This window comes from Pseudomonas sp. D4002, from assembly GCF_013385665.1.
In the GTDB taxonomy this organism is placed as follows: Bacteria; Pseudomonadota; Gammaproteobacteria; order Pseudomonadales; family Pseudomonadaceae; genus Aquipseudomonas.
Genome location: NZ_JACAPN010000015.1, coordinates 382,365 through 400,044 on the forward strand (window position 1 = coordinate 382,365; position 17,680 = coordinate 400,044).

Genomic DNA, 17,680 nt, shown 5'->3' on the forward strand with positions numbered 1-17,680 from the left:
TCATGACCTCCACCATTCGCATCGCCGCCGCCCTGCTGATCGGCAGCGACGGCCAGACCCTGCTGGTACGCAAGCGCGGCACCCAGGCCTTCATGCAGCCGGGCGGCAAGATCGATGCCGGCGAGCAACCCGCAGAGGCTTTGGCCCGTGAGCTGCACGAAGAACTGGGCCTGCGAGTTGATCCGGAGGCGGCTGTGTACCTTGGGCAGTTCTCGGCGCCGGCGGCGAATGAGCCGGGGTTCGTGGTGCAGGCCGAATTGTTCCAGGTGCACATCGACGTGCCTGTGACACCGGCTGCCGAGATTGAAGAGGTGTGCTGGATCGACCCGGCGGGCGACGGCGGTTTGCAGCTTGCGCCGCTGACCCGGGATTTGATTCTGCCGTTCTACCGCGCCTCTCTGATCCCTGCCTGATCTTGTGGCGAGGGAGCAAGCTCCCTCGCCACAGGTATCCGCTACAGGTCAGCGAACGGCGCTGACGCCGTCCAGGGTCGAAAACGAGGTGTCCTTGGCCGTCAGCAGAAAATCACGCATGTACGGCGCGTCCAGCATGTCGGCGCGAATCCCGGCGTACAGCGTGGCAAACAAACCTTTCTCCCCCAGCCGCTTGGCCTTCACATACCCCCGGGAGCTGTATTCATGCAGCGCCCAATGGGGCATGCCGCACACGCCGCGACCGCTGGCCACCAACTGCATCATCATCACCGTCAGTTCCGAGGTGCGCACCTGGGCCGGTTCTACATCCGCCGGTTCCAGGAAGCGGGTGAAGATGTCCAGGCGATCCCGCTCCACCGGGTAGGTGATCAGGGTTTCGCTGATCAGGTCTTCGGGCACGATGTACGGCTTGTTCGCCAGCGGGTGCTGGTTGGCCACGGCGAGCATGGCTTCGTAGGTGAACAGCGGTACATAGGTGATGCCCGGCAGCTCCAGCGGGTCCGAGGTCACCACCAGGTCCAGGTCGCCACGGGCCAAGGCCGGCAGCGGCGCGAAGGCGAAGCCGGAGGCCAGGTCCAGCTCGACTTCCGGCCAGGCATCGCGGAACTGGTCGATGGTCGGCATCAACCACTGGAAGCAACTGTGGCACTCGATGGCCATGTGCAAACGCCCGGCCGTGCCGCCGGCCAGGCGCGCGATGTCGCGTTCGGCACCGCGCAGCAAGGGCAGGGTGGCGTCCGCCAGTTGCAGCAGGCGCAGGCCGGCGCTGGTGAAGCGCAGCGGCTTGGTCTTGCGCACGAATAACTGCATGCCCATGCGCTCTTCCAGTTCCTTGAACTGGTGGGAGAGTGCTGATTGCGTCAGGTGCAGGCGCTCAGCGGCCTCCACCAGGCTGTCGGCTTCGCGCAAGGCGTGCAGGGTCTTGAGATGGCGGATTTCGAGCACGGGGTCTCCATGAATATAACTTGTGACAAATTCGGATCGGTTGAGTTTGTCTCATGTTGTTATGTGTGTCGACCGTCGTGCGCAAGTCCCGCCGCCTTTACACCCCGGCAAAGTGCCGGGTGGCCAGCGCTCGCCCGATATTGCCGCGCCAGATAGGGTCCACCGCGGCCCCGGCTTGCGCCTGGGCGACTTGCCATTGCAAACCCAGGTTGCGCTGCTCGGGAATCTTCAAGTGGGCCTTGATGAACTCGTCGAACTGCGCCCCGGCCTTGTCGTAATGAAAGTGCGCGTACCACAGGGTGGCGGGCGGCGTTTGTGTCAGGTCCTGAATCACGTATTCCTGAAGAAAATCCGCCCGTCCTTTCTTGCCTTCATTGAGGTTGCGGGCCGGTTCGCCCTTGCGAATCTCCACCACCCGTTGTTCGCGAAGGTAGTCCAGATAACCTTCGGTAGGGGTTTTGCTGGCGAGGGTCTGGCGGATTCGCAGGTTGCGGCCCTTGATGGTCAGCTCCGCGGCCTTGGCCCGCAGTTGGCGCACGAGGTCCTCGGTGGGGTCCAGGCGTTCCAGGCGATTGGCCCGCAGGTTCAACTCGGCCGCTTCACTAACAAGCAGGTGTTCGAGGTCCACCGGCAGCATTTTTTGCTCGGTGTAGGCGGTGGCGCGGCTTTCGTACAGCCCGACGTTGTCCAGGCGAGCCCTGGCTTCGCTCACCACGAACGGCTTGACGTTGGACTCCGGCGGCGCGGGTTCCGAGGCGGCATTGTCCTTGAGCCGGGACTTGCCGCCGGGGCCCTTCACCCAGGTCTCGACGCGCCCGCTGGCGCTCTCAACCTGGTAAGTGGTGGCTTGGGTTTGTGGGTCGATGCTCTCGGTGCCCACCAGGGAAATATTGTCCTCGGTGTCGAATACCCGCCGTACAGGTTGCCCGGCCGGTGGGCGGCTTGCCGGCGACTCCTTGATGGCCCGGCGAGCCAGTTCGATCATCTGGTCAATGTCGACGAAAAACGCACTGAGTTGCGCCTGGTCGAAATGCTGCGGGTAACCGAGGTTCCAGGTGCGGATGGTCAGCCGGAATTGTTCATAGGCCTGTATGCAGTCTTCCAGCACCTTGCGCCGCTGTGTGATGTTGGCGCTGGCGTTGGGCAGTTCAAAATGCGAAGCCCATGCCCGGTTGACTTTGGCGTAGCTGTCCCGGGCCTGGGCCCGCAAGTAGAACCAAGACAGCTCGGCAACTTCGGGGTAAGTCTCAAGGGTATCGAAGCGGTGTAAGAATTTCAGGTGCGTGCGGTAGCTGTCATTGAGCGTACGTCGGAATTGCTCCAGCATCGGGCTTAGCCGGGTACGGTGGGCGGCATCGGTAACCTGATCGAACCAGCGGTTGAACTGGGAAAAGTCGGCATCGATCCGGTCCAGGTCACGCAGAATCTCGCTGCTGATCCTTTTACGCTGCCGCAGGATCTCCAGCATGGCGGGAACGATTGCCAAGGTGTCGAAAACCTCGGGGGAGATAGCGGTCATGTTATGGGTTCCAAGCTCCAGGATCCGTGCCTCGATCTGCTTGAAGTGATAGCGCGCCCGGTTCAGGGTGGTCAGGGTCAGGCGCGCCGCATTGCGGCTCATGTCCTCTCTGATCGCGCGCTGGCGGTTGCCGCTGGTAAAGGGCACGAACTCCGTCAGTTCCTGATACTGGCGGCTGTACAGCTCGATGTCCTGCTCGAAGGCTCTGCGGATCGCCGGGCCTGCGCTGTCGGTGCGGGCCATCAGTTCTTCGGTTCGGTTAATGGAGAGCGCAATCAGGTCTTCGCGGCTGTTGATACTGTTGGCCAGCGCCTGTTGGCGGCGCAGGGCGCGGTCGGTCCACCAGCGTGGCAAGTAATCACGGATCGACTGGGGCCAGATCGGATCAAGCACTTCGGCCATATGCCCGAGCACGCTGCCGCCACCCGCCAGGCCGCCCTTGAATGCGCTGCCGTAGACGCCGTAGTGAGTGTCCCATTCGCCGTTTTCATCCAGGGCAATCGGCTGCTTGTAGGTTTTGCTGCGGGTCGGGCTCAGGCGCCAGTCCAGGGGATCGCCGGCCAGCTCAACCTGATAGATGCGCCCGCGCCGCACGATGAAGTCGCCTTCGGTATGCCGGTACACATTGCGATAAAAACCGTGGGTCTGCGGTTGCAGCCCGGCCAGCGAGATCACTCCTTCATATTCATAACCGGCGAAACGCTGTGCCGCCCGCCGAGCCTGGGTGACCGAGGGCAGGTGCAGGCTGGCGGCGCTGCTGGCCAGATGGCGCAATTGACGCTGGCGCGTGGCGGCGCGGGCGTTGACCGGCAGGACGAGGCTGCCCGGCAGAATGTCCATGGCGCAGTCGATCAGCGACAACAGCACCGCCTCGACCTCGGCCAGGCCATGGCCGACGTTCCCGCGCAGGAACGCAGCAGTGGCCAGGTTGGCACTGGACCAGGCGTCATACAACGCGACGACCGAACCCACGAAAGGCACCAGCCCCAGGGCGATTTTCAGGTAGTTGAAGATCAGCCCGGCGCGCAGCGCATTCTGCTCCAGCAACAAGGCCGCGTTGGAGCGCGAGGTCGCGCGGTGCGCTTCTATGACGCGGCCCATATGGGCGTTCAGCAAATGAGTGGCCAGCGATGTGGTGGCCGGCCACGGGGTTCCGACGGCAAAGACCGGATCAAAATTCCGTTGCTGGGCCTGGGCGATCCGGGTTAGGTGGGCGGCGGTGTCGCCCTTGATGGCCAGGCCTGCCAGGTAGGCGCTCATGCCGCTGACCAGGCTGAGGTCGTAGAGCGCCTTGCGGGCCAGTTCCAGGCTCGCGTAACGCCGCAGGTCCTGGTTGTCCGGGCTGTTTGGCAGGTACAGCAGGGTTGTGCCGGAGATTTGTTCCTGGATGAAGGTGACCCCTGACAGGGTGGTCGGACCGAAGTCGGTATCTTCACCGCCCGCACTCAGGGTGGCCGGCAGCAGCACGATTTTCTTGTCTTCCACCTGCCAGGCATCCGCGTTGTCGGCGTCGATGGCGATGTTCAGCAGCCGCAGATCGTTGTCGTCGAATCGCCCCAGGGCCCGCGCGCGTTTGCCTTGCAGCATGAGCATCAGGCGCAGGGGCTCGGCCAGGCATTCGCGACGGTGCTGCGTGGTGAAAGGCGCCGCCGCGGGATCACCGAGGAAGGTGCGGGTGATCAAGCTTTCGTAGGCCCCGGCGAGGTCCAGCTCCTTGACCAGGGTCTTCAGGTATTCCAGGGACAGGCCGGTGGTCAGCCGGGTGGTTTCAGGGGCATTGGGGCCGGAGACATCGAGCTTCATGTAGGTCAGGCGCTGGGCCAGCGTCGGGTCGATGTTTTGCTGGGCCAGTTGCAACAATGACAGGGTGCTGCGGCGGGTACTGGGCACCGTCACATACTTGAACGGTGTACCCGGGCCCGCGTATTCGGACAGGTATTCGCGCTCCTGGCTGACCGTATCGGGCAGGTCCAGTTGCACCGACCAGGTGTGTTCAAGCTGGAAGTCTTCGCGCAGGCGTTGGTCCAGGCGGCGCTGGCCGAAGTCGTCGAAGGGTTCCAGCTCGCGCTCGAGCAGTCGCTGCGAGCGATGCAGGGCGCTGATCTGCGCGTGTATCAGGTGCTTGAGCGCCAGGCGTTCATCTGCCGGCAACTGGCTCAACTCCCCAGGCAGTGCCCCGGCCAGGGTGCTGCTGCGTTGTTGCTCGAGCAGTTGTCCATACGCCAGTTCCCGCGCCGGGCACACCGGGGTTTGCAGGGTAAACAGGGTTTGCTCTTTGAGTCTGTCCAGGCCTTCGGTTCGCTCCTGGCCGAACGGAGGCACCGGGAAGAGGGAAATCAGCGCATACGCCTGTTGTTCGCTGGCGTACAGCTGCTGTTGCAACGAGTATTCAATCGGGTCGCCGGTGAGCAGCGACAATTGCAGGGTGACGTCCTGCGCTTCGCTCGACAGCTTGAACAGCGAGTGTTCCAGGGCTTGGCGGGATTCGAAACGCTGCAGGCCCCCTGCATTGCCGGGCCAGTACAGCAACAGGCTGTGGGGCGCCGAAGAGGTCAGCGCGCTGGTCTGGGTGATGAGCAACAGGCCTGTCAGTTCCTCGGAACCTTCCCTTGGGTCACGGCTGGAGAGGATCAGGCGGGTCACCGCGACAGCCGGGCGGCGTTCCGGGGCCGCGGGGTGTTCCGTGACGGCCAGGAGCAGGCCGTGTTCTTCATCGCTGATCTGCTGGAGCGCATGCTGGATGGCGCCCTCGGCGCGCAGGGCGGCGAGCCGCGCCTGGTAGAGCGCGTCATAGTCCGGATTGGGTTTTTGCCGCAGCTCAAGTTGATCGAGGGCAGCTTTTTTGGCCAGCAGGCCGCTGGCGGCATCATTGCCGGCCTGCTCTGCGTCTTTCAGCGCTTGCATCAAACCCTTCAACTGCACCAGCCGGGCGGTTTGCTCAGGGCCATCGCCCAGGAAGCGTTCCAGTGCGCTGCGTTGCAGCCTGATCGCGGCCCAGCGTTGGCCCAGGGCAATGTCGGCGCTGAGGTGGCCGAAGGGCAGGGCAGGAGGCAGGTCGTCAGCGTCCGGGCCGGGCGTAGCTGCCGGTTGATGCGGTGCGATAAGCATCGGGATTTCCCGGCGCTGGCTGTCCAGGCGGTCGGCATCATCCAGGGCATGGCTGGCGTAACGGGCCAGGTCACTGCCATTGCGATGACGGTTGCGCAGGCTTTCCAGCTGAGCCGCGTGCAGGTGCGACAACAGGTCCAGAATGCCGTGCTCCAGGGGTTCGGTGCGCGAGCTGTATTCGACGGTGACAGCGTCAGCCGCGACGTCCGGCGGGATCAGTTGCTGATGCGCTGCGACCAGCCACTGCTCCATGTCGCGGCGTTGGCTGAAGACCATCACGCCGGGTTGCCGGCAGGGCAGGTACAGGGTTTGTGTCAACAGCGGCTCCTGGCCCACGGAGATGACCCAGGCGCCAGCCAATTTGACCTTGCTCTGGTCGGGCAGCAGCAACGCCAGCTGGCAGGTCTCGACGGGGCGTACGCCATTGGGGGTGGTGACCGGGTTGAGCACTGTCTGCAACGAGATCAGTTGTTGGGCACCCAGCCTTCCCTGGGCATAGGCCGATTGCCCGCAGGCCTCGAAATGCTGGCAGTACAGTTGTGCCGCCCGCTCGCGACGGGACAACGGCGTACCCGGCGCCCGGGTACTCCAATAGTTTTCCCAGCGGGCGCTGAGCAGTTTCCCCAGGCCCAGTGCCTGGAGCCGCTTGAGCAATTGCACGGGCGTGAGGGCTGACAGGCGGTGGGACGCCAGGCCGACCACGGTGCTGCGGGCATCCAGGTTGGGGGAGATGTCTGGAAACTGGCAGATAAATCCCCAGGCATCCACCAGGCTGACGAAGTGCTCGTCGTGATCTTCGGTCTTGAGAAATCCCAGGCCGACCGGTGCGGCGCCCAGTTGCCAATGCTCTGTGAGCAGTTGTTCGATGGAGTCGCGCACGCCGGGTGCCTGGGCAATCAGTTGATGCAGCTCCTGTTGGCTTTCGCGCCAGCGCGCTGAGGCTTGCAGGGACAGGCTCTGGTCCTGGAGGCGGGCCTGGCCTGGAAGCGACGGTGAGGCGAAGTCGCTCAGGGTGGCAGACGGGAGAAGTAGGGTGAGGTCACTCATGATGGTGTGTTCATGCTCTGGTGAGACCGGGCTTGCCGGTGAATGCACCATTAAAAAGGCGGGGCCAGGGCGTGAGGTGATAGATAGATACGCGGATGACCGTTGGGCGCCCTTCATCAAACTGTCACTGAACTGTGGCAGCGCGCTTGTACAAAGTTCATCAGACTCGCGCTCTACTGGGGTTCTGCGTTTCGGTGTTTTTCATGCGCGTGTTGTTTTTCATGGCCGCTCTGTTATTCGGCCTGCCGTCCTTTGCGGCTTCTCGATGTGATGTGAATGTCCCGACTGAACGGGTTGATCTGGAACAGGTGAGCCTGGCCTACCAGAGCATTGGTCGTGCCTCCGACCCGGCCTTGCTGCTGGTGATGGGCCTGGGCGGGCAGTTGATCCACTGGCCGGACGAAGTGGTGGTGGCCCTGTGTGAGCAGGGCTTTCGGGTGATTCGTTATGACAACCGTGATGTCGGGCTGTCCACCTGGCGCCAGGCACCGGCCAGCGCCAACCTGACCTTCGAAGTGCTGCGCTACAAGCTCGGTCTGCCGGTGGCGGCGCCCTACACCCTGACCGACATGGCGGATGACGCACTGGGCTTGATGGACGGCTTGCACATTCAGCAGTTCCACGTGCTGGGCGCGAGCATGGGCGGCATGATCGCCCAGCACCTGGCGGCCATGGCGCCGCAACGGGTGGAAAGCCTGACGCTGATCATGACCAGCTCCGGCGCCGAAGGCCTGCCGGCACCGAGTGCGGCGCTGGTGCAACTGTTGTCGCGCCGCAGCGCGCCCAATCGTGAAGTGGCCCTGGAACAACAGGCCGACCTGCTCGCGGCGCTGGGCAGTCCTTATGTGAAGGATGATCGCAAGGTGCTGTTGCAGCAGGCGGCGCAGTCGTACGACCGGGCGTTCAACCCTGACGGTGTGAAGCGCCAGATCATGGCGATCCTTGCCGAACCGAGCCGGGTGCCGTTGCTCAATCAACTGCGGGTGCCGACGCTGGTGGTGCATGGCACGGCCGATCCGTTGTTGCCGGTGATGCATGGGGTGCACCTGGCGGCGCATATCCAGGGCAGCCAGCTGCGGCTGATTCCGGGGCTGGCGCATCGCTTCCAGGAGGCGTTCAAGGCGCCGTTGCTGGCGGCGGTCTTGCCCTATTTGCAAGAGCATCGGCAGGATGCGGCGCATTGGGCGCAGATCGACCCGGTGGTGCCTGCGAAGGTTTTGTAGGGGCTTGACGGGGTGTATCGTGGGACCTTTCCGGCGTTTAATGCCAGCGAGGTTGCCTAGTCATGAGTACTCCCCTGAAAATCGATTTCGTCAGCGACGTGTCGTGTCCCTGGTGCATCATTGGCCTGCGTGGCTTGACCGAGGCCCTGGACCAACTGGGTCCGGAGGTGCAGGCCGAGATTCATTTCCAGCCGTTTGAGCTGAACCCCAACATGGCTGCCGAAGGGCAGAACATTACCGAGCACATCACTGAAAAGTACGGTTCCACGGCTGAGCAGTCCCAGGCTAACCGGGCGCGGATTCGTGATATGGGGGCGGAGTTGGGTTTTGCGTTTCGTACGGACGGGCAGAGTCGTATCTACAACACGTTTGATGCCCATCGTCTGTTGCATTGGGCGGGGCTTGAGGGGTTGCAGTACAACCTCAAGGAAGCATTGTTCAAGGCGTATTTCACTGACCAGCAGGATCCGTCTGATCACGGGACGTTGGCGGGGATTGCCGAGGGTGTTGGGCTGGACCGTGCGCGGGCAGAGGAAATTCTGGCTTCGGACGAATATGCCGCCGAGGTGCGGGAGCAGGAGCAGTTGTGGGTGTCTCGCGGGGTGACTTCTGTGCCTACCATCGTGTTCAACGATCAGTACGCGGTGAGTGGTGGGCAGCCGGCTGAGGCGTTTGTCGGGGCGATTCGGCAGATTATCAGTGAGGCCAAGGGCTGAATGGGGGCTGTCAGATAAAAATTAAAAAGCAGCCGACCTGAGTGTTAGAAGCAAAAGCAGAGCCGCTTTATGTGGGAGCGGGCTTGCTCGCGAAGAACCAGAGGGCGCCGCGTTGAATCAGGATGCCCGAGTCATCGTTAACGACCTTCGCGAGCAAGCCCGCTCCCACATTTGGAGCGTGCCCGCCTTTGATTTTGCTGTTGCTTCAATCAAACTTATAGCTGATGGCCGTCTGCACCTGCCCCTGATTCACATCCCCGGTCTCCTTGACGATGCTGCTATTGGCCGCTGACCCCACCAGGTGTATCCAACTGGCACTGGTCAACAGCGACCACTTCGCATCCAAAGGAAACTCAAAACTCTGCGTCAACGTCAGGTTCTGAAACCCGGCACTGGCGTTATACGGCCGAAACCCCGAGGCCGCAGCCTCATTAGCATCCACCCCGAAAAACGTCTGCGCCTGGCGGGCATCGGCAAAGTGCGCCATCAGGCCGGTGCTGCCGATAATGCCGCTCCCCAACGGATAACCCAACTCGCCGCCGAGCTTGCCCACCACGCCGCTTTGATCACGCGCCCCGCCCACGGCCTGGCCCACCTGTGCATACACCCGCCAGAACTCAGCCGGAGCGTATTGGATGAAACCGCCGATCTCGGCCATGTCCGAAACATCGCGTAACCCACGCAACGAGCCATTGGCCGTGCGCCCCGGCAGGTAATTGATATAGGGCCCCGCGGTAAAACCGTTGGTATTGAGCGCACTCCAGGTCAGCCCATCGTCGGTACCCAGGCTGACACTCCCCCAATCCAGGTCGAAATACGGGATCGGCCGCGTTTCGTAGCGGCTGCCCGTCGGATCGTGGGGCTGATAGCTGACGCCTGCGCCGGCTTCACCGGTAATTCCGTCCGCCAGCGCAGCGCCGCAAACGCCCCACAGCCCCAGCAAACCGGTGAATACAGCAAAAGTAACCCTGAACATGGAGCCATTTCCTTTTGTGAACATGCGCGCATGAACGCGCAAACGCCCTGCCTTAGGCAAGCACTCATCTAGGTTGTAGCAAGCTACAAAAATTGTAGCAAGTTCCGACACAACCACACGCCGATACACGCCAAACCCTTTGAAAACAGGGGTTGGTGGCACTTGGCACACTCCATGCTCTATCCCCTGCAAGCGCAACAGCGCGCTCCTACTTCATAGGTAAATGCAGATGATCCACTGGCATATCGTGTGTGACTTCGACGGGACTATCACTCCTACCGACGTCATCGACAACGTCCTCCAACGCTTCGCCGGCCCCGAGTGGGAAACCATCGAGCAGGAATGGCTGGATGGGCACATCGGTTCGCGCGAATGCCTGAGCCGTCAACTGGCGCTGATCAAGGCGACCCCGGCCGAGTTGCTGGCGTATTTCGACAGCGTCGAGATCGATCCGGACTTCCCGGACTTCGTCGACCACGTCATGGGCCTGGGCGCTTCCATTGAAGTGGTCAGCGATGGCATCGAACAAGGCATCGCGCGGATTCTGTCGCGCAACTACGTGACCTTGCTGCCGATCCTCGCCAACCGCCTGCGCCAGGTCGACCAGAACAGCTGGCGCATCGACTTCCCGTATGCCAGCGACGCCTGCCGTGCCGCCTCCGGCAACTGCAAGTGCAAGTCCACGCCGCGCAACAAGCGCGTGCTGGTGATCGGCGACGGCAAGTCCGACATGTGCGTGGCCTCCACCGCCGACTTCGTCTTCGCCAAGGCCAGCCTGGCCGACTACTGCGAAACCAACAACATCCCTTACGCGCGGTTCGACACCTTCGCCGAACTGCCGGCATTGCTGGCCAAGCTGCCTCAGGGCATCGCCGCCAACGCCACCTCCTTCAGCACCTCTTCCGACAATCAGGAACTCTTCCACCATGTCTGATATCCGCATCGCTACCGCAGAAGACCAGGTTCTTCTGGATAAAGAAGCCAAGTACTGCTCCTACGGCGACACCGTTCACTACATCGACCCTCCGCGTATTTTCAGCCGCTGCGAAGGCTCCTACGTGTGGGACACCGAAGACCAGGCTTACCTCGACCTGCAAATGTGGTACTCGGCCGTTAACTTCGGTTACGCCAACCCGCGCCTGAACAACGCGCTGAAACAGCAGATCGACACCCTCCCGCAAATCGCCAGCCAGTACCTGCACAAAGGCAAGATCGAGCTGTCGGAAATGATCGCAGTCGACGCCAAGAAAAAATTCGGCCTCGACGGTCGTGTGCACTTCAACGTGGGCGGTTCGCAGTCCATCGAAGACTCCCTGAAAGTGGTGCGTAACGCCACTAACGGCAAGAGCCTGATGTTCGCCTTCGAAGGCGGCTACCACGGCCGTACCCTTGGCGCTTCGTCGATCACTTCGAGCTACCGCTACCGTCGTCGCTATGGCCACTTCGGCGAGCGCGCCAACTTCATCCCGTTCCCGTACCACTTCCGCGGCCCTAAAGGCATGACCAAGGAAGAATACGGCAGCCACTGCGTGCAGCAGTTCGCCCGTCTGTTCGAAACCGAATACAACGGTGTGTGGGACCCGAAAGTCGGCCAGAGCGAATACGCCGCCTTCTACGTCGAGCCGATCCAGGGCACCGGCGGCTACGTGATCCCGCCGATGAACTTCTACAGCGAGCTCAAGCAGGTCCTCGACCAGCACGGCATCCTGATGGTTGTCGACGAAATCCAGATGGGCTTCTGGCGTACCGGCAAGCTGTGGTCGATCGAACACTTCGACGTCAAGCCGGACGTGATCGTCTTCGGCAAGGCATTGACCAACGGCCTGAACCCGCTGGGCGGCATCTGGGCCAAGGAAGAGTTGATCAACCCTAAGATCTTCCCGCCAGGCTCCACTCACTCCACCTTCGCGTCCAACCCGTTGGGCACCGCGGTAGGCCTGGAAATGTTCAAGATGACCAGCGAAGTCGATTACGGCGCAATGGTCATGGCCAAGGGCAAATACTTCCTGGCCGGCCTGCAAGAGCTGCAAAAGCGCTTCCCGATCATCGGCGACGTCGATGGCCTGGGCCTGGCCCTGCGCTGCGAAATCTGCGGCCCGGACGGCTTCACTCCGGACAAGGCGACCCTGGACTACATGGTCGAGGAAGGCATGAAGGGCGACATGGTGGTTGACGGTCAGAAACTCGGCCTGATCCTCGACGTGGGCGGCTACTACAAGAACGTGATCACCCTGGCACCGTCCCTGGAAATCAGCTACCCGGAAATCGACCTGGGCCTGAAGCTGCTCGAGCAACTGCTTGTGCGAGCGACCAAACGGTGAGCAGCCACGAGATCGACCTCGGTGAAGGTGATGCCGGCTTCGTTCTCGGTAGCGGTCCGATTGGGATCCTGTTGATCCACGGCCTGACGGGCACCCCGACGGAACTCCGTCGGGTGGCCCAGGGGTTGGCCAAGGTCGGTAACTGCACGGTGTACGTGCCGACCCTGGCCGGCCACTGCGGGGACAACAGCGACCTGCAAGCCACCGGCTGGCAGGACTGGTACGAAGGCGTGCGCAAGACCTTCGTCGCGGTGAAACAGCGTCACGAGCAGGTATTTGTCGGCGGCTTGTCGATGGGCGCGGTGATGTCGATGTACGTGGCGTCGCAGTTCCCCGGCCAGGTTGCCGGCTTGCTGATGTACTCCACGACGTTGAAGTACGACGGCTGGAGCATCAACAAGATGGCGTTCATCACGCCCTTGCTGATCCGTATTCCCTTCGGTGTGCGCCTGTTCCGCTTTACTGAAAAGCCGCCCTACGGCATCAAGAACGAGCGCCTGCGGGCGATCGTCGAGCGGCAGATGAAGGAAGGGGAGAGCAGCGAGGCGGGTCTCTTGACCATGGAGGGCGTCACGGTGCGCGAGTTGCACTGGATGAATGCCGTGGTGAAGAAGCTCATGCCATCGATCAAGACCCCGGCCCTGGTGCTGCATTCCATCGAGGATGACATCACCAGCCGTTGGAACGCCGATTACGTGGAACGCCATCTCGGCGGCCCCGTGACCAAGATCCTGCTGGACAACTGCTACCACATGATCACCGTCGACCTGCAATACCGTCGGGTGATCGAGTTGAGTGCCGAGTTTGTCGGGCAGCACGCACACGCCACAGAGGCACCTGAAGATTATCGACAGCTGGCTTGAACCCTAAGGATTTGACGTGATCACCGCCCAAGCCTTTTCGACCATTCGGGCCATCGAACGCAGTGCCTGGAACGACTGTTTTCCCGATGCCCTGGAGGATTGGGACTATTACGTGGCCGTGGAAAACGCCGCTATTGATGACTTTCAGTGGCGCTACCTCGCGGTGTTTGACGAGGCAAGGCTGGTAGCGGTCGCGCCGGCGTTCATTACGCGTTATCGCCTCGACACCACCATGTCAGGCGTAGGCAAACGCTTTACCGAGCGCCTGGAGCGACTGTGGCCGGGTGTTTTGAAGCTGGGCCTGTATGCCATCGGCTCGCCGGTGGCGGAACAGTGCAATGCGGGTGTCGCCAGTCATGTTGCCGAATCCGGGCGCGAGGCGTTGCTTGCGCAGTTACTCGCCGCCGCACGCCGGGATGCCGATGCGTTCGGCGTCGGGCTGGTGGCGGTCAAGGATGCACCGACCAGGGACGAAGGCTGGTCAAACAGCTGCCTTGGCGCGGGTTTCCAGAGCATGCCCAGCCTGCCAACGGCCTTGTTGCCGATCCCTTTTGGTTCAGTGGACGCCTACCTCGGTTCCCTGGACAAAGCCACCCGCAAGGACCTGCGCCGCAAACTGCGTGCGCCGGGGCCGCGTGTCGAGTGGCGACGCAACATCGACGACGTACTGCCGCGCATCATGGCGCTGTATGGGGCCACCCTGGAACGCTCCGACCTGCAGTTCGAGCGACTGCCGGCAGGCTATTTCACCGGTATCCTTGAACAGCTGCAGGAACGTGCGGTCTGTGTGCTTTATTGGGTGGACGAGCAACTGGTGGCGTTCAACCTGATCCTGCTTAACCGGGATCGCCTGATTGACAAGTTTTTCGGCGAAGACAGTAACTACAGTCGCGAATACAGCCTGGCGGTGCGCAGTTGGTTAACCAACATCGACTACTGTATTCGCAACGATATTGCGTTATATGAATGTGGTCAGGCCGGCTATGCCAGCAAGTTGCTGCTGGGCTGCGAGTTCCAGGGCAACAGCATGTTTTTCCGCCACCGTAACTGGCTGGTCAACCGTGCGCTGTTCGTTGCAAAAGTGTTTCTCCGACCGGATCGATCCGACCCTGCCATGGCTGCTGCGATAAGCGAAACCTGATGATCAACAAGACCCGCCAAAAAGCCCGCCCCTTTGCCATTTCGCGTTGGAGCGTCCAGCGCAAGCTGGTGTTGGCGTTCTGGCTGGTGACGGTAATTCCGACGATGATCGCGGCGGAGCTGGCCGCCACGACGTTGTCGCAGATCTTCGACAGCAACGTGCGCATCTGGCTGCAGGAGTCGACCAAGATCGTCAAGGACGAGATCGGCGACATCCTCCACGACAACGCCCGGGTTGCCCAACTGTTCCTGCGCTATACCAAACCGCCGTCGTCGCGCCAGGCCGAGAAACACGACAAGCTGACCGCCGATATTGCCGCCGCCACCGACATCGACGTGGTGGCGCTGATCCGCAGCAGTGACCACAAAATCGTGTTTACCACCGCCGCCGATGACATCGTCAAGCAAATCAACCTGGCCAGTAATGCGGTGTTGCAGACGGTCCAGGTGGGTGGCGTGACCACCGGGGTTGTGGTGTCCACCTTCGAGACCAGCGAGGACGGCGTCGATTATCAACTGCTGGTGGCCACTTATCTGGACAGCAGTTTCCTGACCAGCGTGGCCGATGTGCATTCCCTCGACCTGCGTTTGTACCTGGCCAACCCCACCGGGTTTTCGGAGATTTTCTCCACCCAGCGCTTCGTCGATCACCCCACGCGGATTCCTTCGAGTATCGAATCCGCGCTGCGCAGCACCAAGCAACCCAGCGAACAATTCACCAACAACTACAGCGGTTTGTACTGGCCGATCTTCAACGATGCCGGCGAGCTGCAAGGGGTGATCTTCAGTGGCTTGCTGCGCCATACCAGCCTGGTGGGCCTGGTGAACCAGAGCAATCTGTTCGTGTTGATCTTCCTGCTCAGCTCGGCGTTGTCCCTTGGTGCGGGCATGCTGGTGTCCCAGCGCCTGACCCGGCCATTGCGGGATCTGTCCGAAGGCGTCAGCGCGGTGATCTCGGGTAACTATCAGCACCGTGTGGCGGTCAGCGGCGGCGACGAGCTGGCGCAACTGAGCAGCACCTTCAACCACATGACCGAGCGCCTCGGTGAGTTGCATCACCTGGAAGCGCAACTGCGCCGCCGCGACCGCCTGCATGCACTGGGCGAAGTGGCCATGGGCCTGGCCCACGAAATTCGCAACCCGCTGGGCATTATCAAGACGGCCACCCAGTTGCTGCATCGCCGCGCCGATTTGCCGGAAACCGACAAGCGTCACCTCGAATATGTGATCAGCGAAGTCAGCCGGATCAACGACCTGATCACCGAATTCCTCGACTTCGCCAAACCCAGTGCACCGCTGCGCACCGTGCAGGCGGCACGCCCGGTGGTGGAGGAGATCCTCGGCTTCTGCGGGCCTGAGCTTGCGACCCATAACATCGACGCGCAAATTGATGATGCGGCTCCCGGCGCGACGATTTATGCCGATGCCAAGCAGCTCAAGCAGGCGTGCCTGAACCTGATTCTCAACGCCATCGACGCCATGCCCGGAGGCGGGCGCCTGACCCTGGGCATCCACAGCGTGGGCGGCAACACGGTGATCAGCATCGGCGATACCGGCGAGGGCATTGCGCCGGACATGATCGAGCGGATCTTCACACCATTCGTCACCACCAAGGCCTCGGGCACGGGCTTGGGTCTGGCCAAAGTGTTCTCGATCATGGAAAGTCATGACGGCAGCATCGAATGTGTCAGCGAGACAGATGCCGGCGCCACCTTCAGCCTGTACATTCCGGCCCAGGGTGCAGACGACGGCGATGATGAGGATGGTGATGACGCATAATGTATTGGTAGTTGACGACGAACCCAAGCTCTGTGACTTGCTTTCGTCGGCCTTGAGCCAGAGCGGGATCCAGGTGTTTACCGCCGGCAACGGCCTGCACGCGCTCAAGGTGCTGGAGCAGGAAGACATCGACCTGGTGATCAGCGACTGGCGCATGCCCGGCATGGACGGGCCGGCGCTGCTGGCGGAAATCAAGGTGCGCTACCCGCAGTTGCCGGTGATCGTGATGACCGCCTACAGCACCGTGAAAAACGCGGTGCAGTCGATGCGCAACGGCGCCTACGACTATATCGCCAAGCCCTTCGATATCGACGAGCTGGACATCACGGTGGCCAAGGCCCTGCAGTTTCGCGACATCATGCGCGACAACGCGCGCATGCGTGCCGAGCTGGATGAACATGCGCAGTTCGACAGCCTGGTGGGCGACAGCCCGGCGTTCCGCCGCGTGCTGCACGCCGTGGACTCGGTGCGCGACAGCAACGCTACGGTGCTGCTGACGGGCGAAAGCGGCACCGGCAAGGAGATGGTCGCCCGTGCCATCCACAAACACGGCAACCGCGCCGACAAGCCGTTTGTGGCGGTCAACTGCGCGGCAATCCCCGAAGGCTTGCTGGAAAGCGAGATGTTCGGCCACCGCAAGGGCGCCTTCACTGGCGCCGTGGCGGATCGGGTCGGGCGCTTCATGCAGGCCGACAAGGGCACGTTGTTTCTCGATGAAGTGGGTGACATGCCGTTGGCGTTGCAGGCGAAAATCCTGCGGGCCTTGCAGGAGCGGGTGATCGAGCCGGTGGGTGACCCGCGCGAGCGCAAGGTGGATGTGCGAGTGATCGCTGCCACCAACAAGAACTTGCTGGATGCGGTGGCGAACAAAGAGTTTCGTGAAGACCTTTACTACCGCTTGAACGTATTTCCGATTCCGCTGCCGGCCTTGCGTGAGCGGGTGGAAGATATCGCGCCGCTGGCCCGGCACTTTGCCCAGACCTTGAGTGCCACGGCGGGCAAACGCATCACCGGTTTCAGCCCCGAGGCGTTGCAGGCCATGGCGGCGTATTCCTGGCCGGGCAATATTCGTGAGCTGCAGAACTGTGTGGAGCGGGCGACCATTGTCGCGGCGACGCCGGTGATCGAGGATATTGATTTGCCGGCGTATCTGTTTGCTTCGACGCCGGCTGAGGACGGGGTGGGCGCGATACTCAGCAACGGGCCGGGTGTGCCGCAGGATCTGGATGCGGCGCTGGCTGAGGTGGAGAAGGCTTACATCATGGCTGCGTTGCAGGAGAGCAACGGGGTGCAGGCTGCGGCGGCGCAGAAGATCGGGATTTCCGAGCGCAGTTTTTGGTATCGGTTGAAGAAGCTGGGGATTCAGGTGGACAAGATTGTTCGCTAGGGGGCGCTGAGCGGTTGCTTGGGGGCATATCCGTTATTTAGGTAACGGCGACTTATGGTTCCGCTCTTACAGCGGCTCACTTTTGGCAAACGCCCGGAATGCCGGCCCAGCCAAAAGTAAAAGGTCTTTGCCCCGCCACTCGGTGCCTCGCTTAGGCTCGGCATGCCCGCACTCCGGCCATCGTGGTTGACGGGGTGCCTAAGATCAAAAGCAAAAGCACAG

At 62.0% G+C, this 17,680-nt stretch carries 12 protein-coding genes; 9 read left to right on the forward strand and 3 right to left on the reverse strand.

Annotation, left to right across the window (positions count from 1 at the left end; translation table 11 throughout):
- Positions 1–2 precede the first annotated feature (2 nt).
- On the forward strand, positions 3–413 hold the full coding sequence (locus tag HX824_RS09625; RefSeq protein WP_008435540.1) for an NUDIX domain-containing protein: 411 nt from the start codon (positions 3–5) through the stop codon (positions 411–413).
- A 48-nt stretch (positions 414–461) separates the two neighbouring features.
- Here HX824_RS09625 and metR read toward each other — a convergent pair whose 3' ends face one another.
- Both metR and HX824_RS09635 read right to left on the reverse strand, forming a co-directional pair.
- Positions 462–1,379, reverse strand: coding sequence for a transcriptional regulator MetR (gene metR / locus HX824_RS09630; RefSeq protein WP_003216460.1), 918 nt, complete (start codon positions 1,377–1,379; stop codon positions 462–464).
- A 97-nt stretch (positions 1,380–1,476) separates the two neighbouring features.
- The gene (locus HX824_RS09635) at positions 1,477–7,053 is read right to left on the reverse strand and encodes a dermonecrotic toxin domain-containing protein (RefSeq protein WP_177054469.1); all 5,577 of its coding nucleotides are present in this window, start codon (positions 7,051–7,053) and stop codon (positions 1,477–1,479) included.
- Between the two features lie 203 nt (positions 7,054–7,256).
- Here HX824_RS09635 and HX824_RS09640 point away from each other — a divergent pair, with 203 nt between their 5' ends.
- Both HX824_RS09640 and HX824_RS09645 read left to right on the forward strand, forming a co-directional pair.
- Entirely contained in the window at positions 7,257–8,276 is a 1,020-nt protein-coding gene (locus HX824_RS09640; RefSeq protein ID WP_003216464.1) for an alpha/beta fold hydrolase, read from the forward strand.
- 62 nt (positions 8,277–8,338) lie between these two features.
- Positions 8,339–8,992 (forward strand): DsbA family oxidoreductase, encoded by a 654-nt coding sequence (locus HX824_RS09645; protein WP_087692789.1) that lies wholly within the window; start codon positions 8,339–8,341, stop codon positions 8,990–8,992.
- 205 nt (positions 8,993–9,197) lie between these two features.
- Here the strand turns inward: HX824_RS09645 and HX824_RS09650 are convergent, their stop codons facing one another.
- On the reverse strand, positions 9,198–9,968 hold the full coding sequence (locus HX824_RS09650; protein WP_008435532.1) for a MipA/OmpV family protein: 771 nt from the start codon (positions 9,966–9,968) through the stop codon (positions 9,198–9,200).
- 229 nt (positions 9,969–10,197) lie between these two features.
- Here HX824_RS09650 and HX824_RS09655 point away from each other — a divergent pair, with 229 nt between their 5' ends.
- From HX824_RS09655 to HX824_RS09680, 6 genes are read left to right on the forward strand one after another with little or no spacing between them, the layout of a single operon-like run.
- Positions 10,198–10,902 (forward strand): MtnX-like HAD-IB family phosphatase, encoded by a 705-nt coding sequence (locus tag HX824_RS09655; protein WP_008435530.1) that lies wholly within the window; start codon positions 10,198–10,200, stop codon positions 10,900–10,902.
- Positions 10,895–12,289: an aspartate aminotransferase family protein gene (locus HX824_RS09660; protein ID WP_003216473.1), complete on the forward strand. Its 1,395-nt coding sequence runs from the start codon at positions 10,895–10,897 to the stop codon at positions 12,287–12,289. The genes HX824_RS09655 and HX824_RS09660 overlap by 8 nt, the downstream gene beginning before the upstream one ends.
- Positions 12,286–13,152 carry a carboxylesterase gene (locus tag HX824_RS09665; protein WP_003216475.1) on the forward strand — a complete coding sequence of 289 codons (867 nt, stop codon included), beginning with the start codon at positions 12,286–12,288 and terminating at the stop codon, positions 13,150–13,152. Before HX824_RS09660 ends, HX824_RS09665 begins: the two co-directional genes overlap by 4 nt.
- Before the next feature lie 16 nt (positions 13,153–13,168).
- Positions 13,169–14,293, forward strand: coding sequence for a GNAT family N-acetyltransferase (locus tag HX824_RS09670; RefSeq protein ID WP_177054470.1), 1,125 nt, complete (start codon positions 13,169–13,171; stop codon positions 14,291–14,293).
- A complete protein-coding gene (locus tag HX824_RS09675; protein ID WP_003216479.1) occupies positions 14,293–16,071 on the forward strand; it encodes a HAMP domain-containing sensor histidine kinase in 1,779 nt (592 codons plus the stop codon). The genes HX824_RS09670 and HX824_RS09675 overlap by 1 nt, the downstream gene beginning before the upstream one ends.
- On the forward strand, positions 16,061–17,458 hold the full coding sequence (locus HX824_RS09680) for a sigma-54 dependent transcriptional regulator (protein ID WP_003216481.1): 1,398 nt from the start codon (positions 16,061–16,063) through the stop codon (positions 17,456–17,458). Before HX824_RS09675 ends, HX824_RS09680 begins: the two co-directional genes overlap by 11 nt.
- The last annotated feature ends 222 nt before the right edge of the window (positions 17,459–17,680 follow it).

Bases quoted from the DNA above. Each gene is read 5' to 3' on its own strand.
- HX824_RS09660 (WP_003216473.1), top strand. From the start codon at position 10,895: ATGTCTGATATCCGCATCGCTACCGCAGAAGACCAGGTTCTTCTGGAT.
- HX824_RS09650 (WP_008435532.1), bottom strand. From the start codon at position 9,968: ATGTTCAGGGTTACTTTTGCTGTATTCACCGGTTTGCTGGGGCTGTGG.
- HX824_RS09635 (WP_177054469.1), bottom strand. From the start codon at position 7,053: ATGAGTGACCTCACCCTACTTCTCCCGTCTGCCACCCTGAGCGACTTC.
- HX824_RS09675 (WP_003216479.1), top strand. From the start codon at position 14,293: ATGATCAACAAGACCCGCCAAAAAGCCCGCCCCTTTGCCATTTCGCGT.
- HX824_RS09625 (WP_008435540.1), top strand. From the start codon at position 3: ATGACCTCCACCATTCGCATCGCCGCCGCCCTGCTGATCGGCAGCGAC.
- HX824_RS09645 (WP_087692789.1), top strand. From the start codon at position 8,339: ATGAGTACTCCCCTGAAAATCGATTTCGTCAGCGACGTGTCGTGTCCC.
- HX824_RS09640 (WP_003216464.1), top strand. From the start codon at position 7,257: ATGCGCGTGTTGTTTTTCATGGCCGCTCTGTTATTCGGCCTGCCGTCC.
- HX824_RS09655 (WP_008435530.1), top strand. From the start codon at position 10,198: ATGATCCACTGGCATATCGTGTGTGACTTCGACGGGACTATCACTCCT.
- HX824_RS09680 (WP_003216481.1), top strand. From the start codon at position 16,061: ATGACGCATAATGTATTGGTAGTTGACGACGAACCCAAGCTCTGTGAC.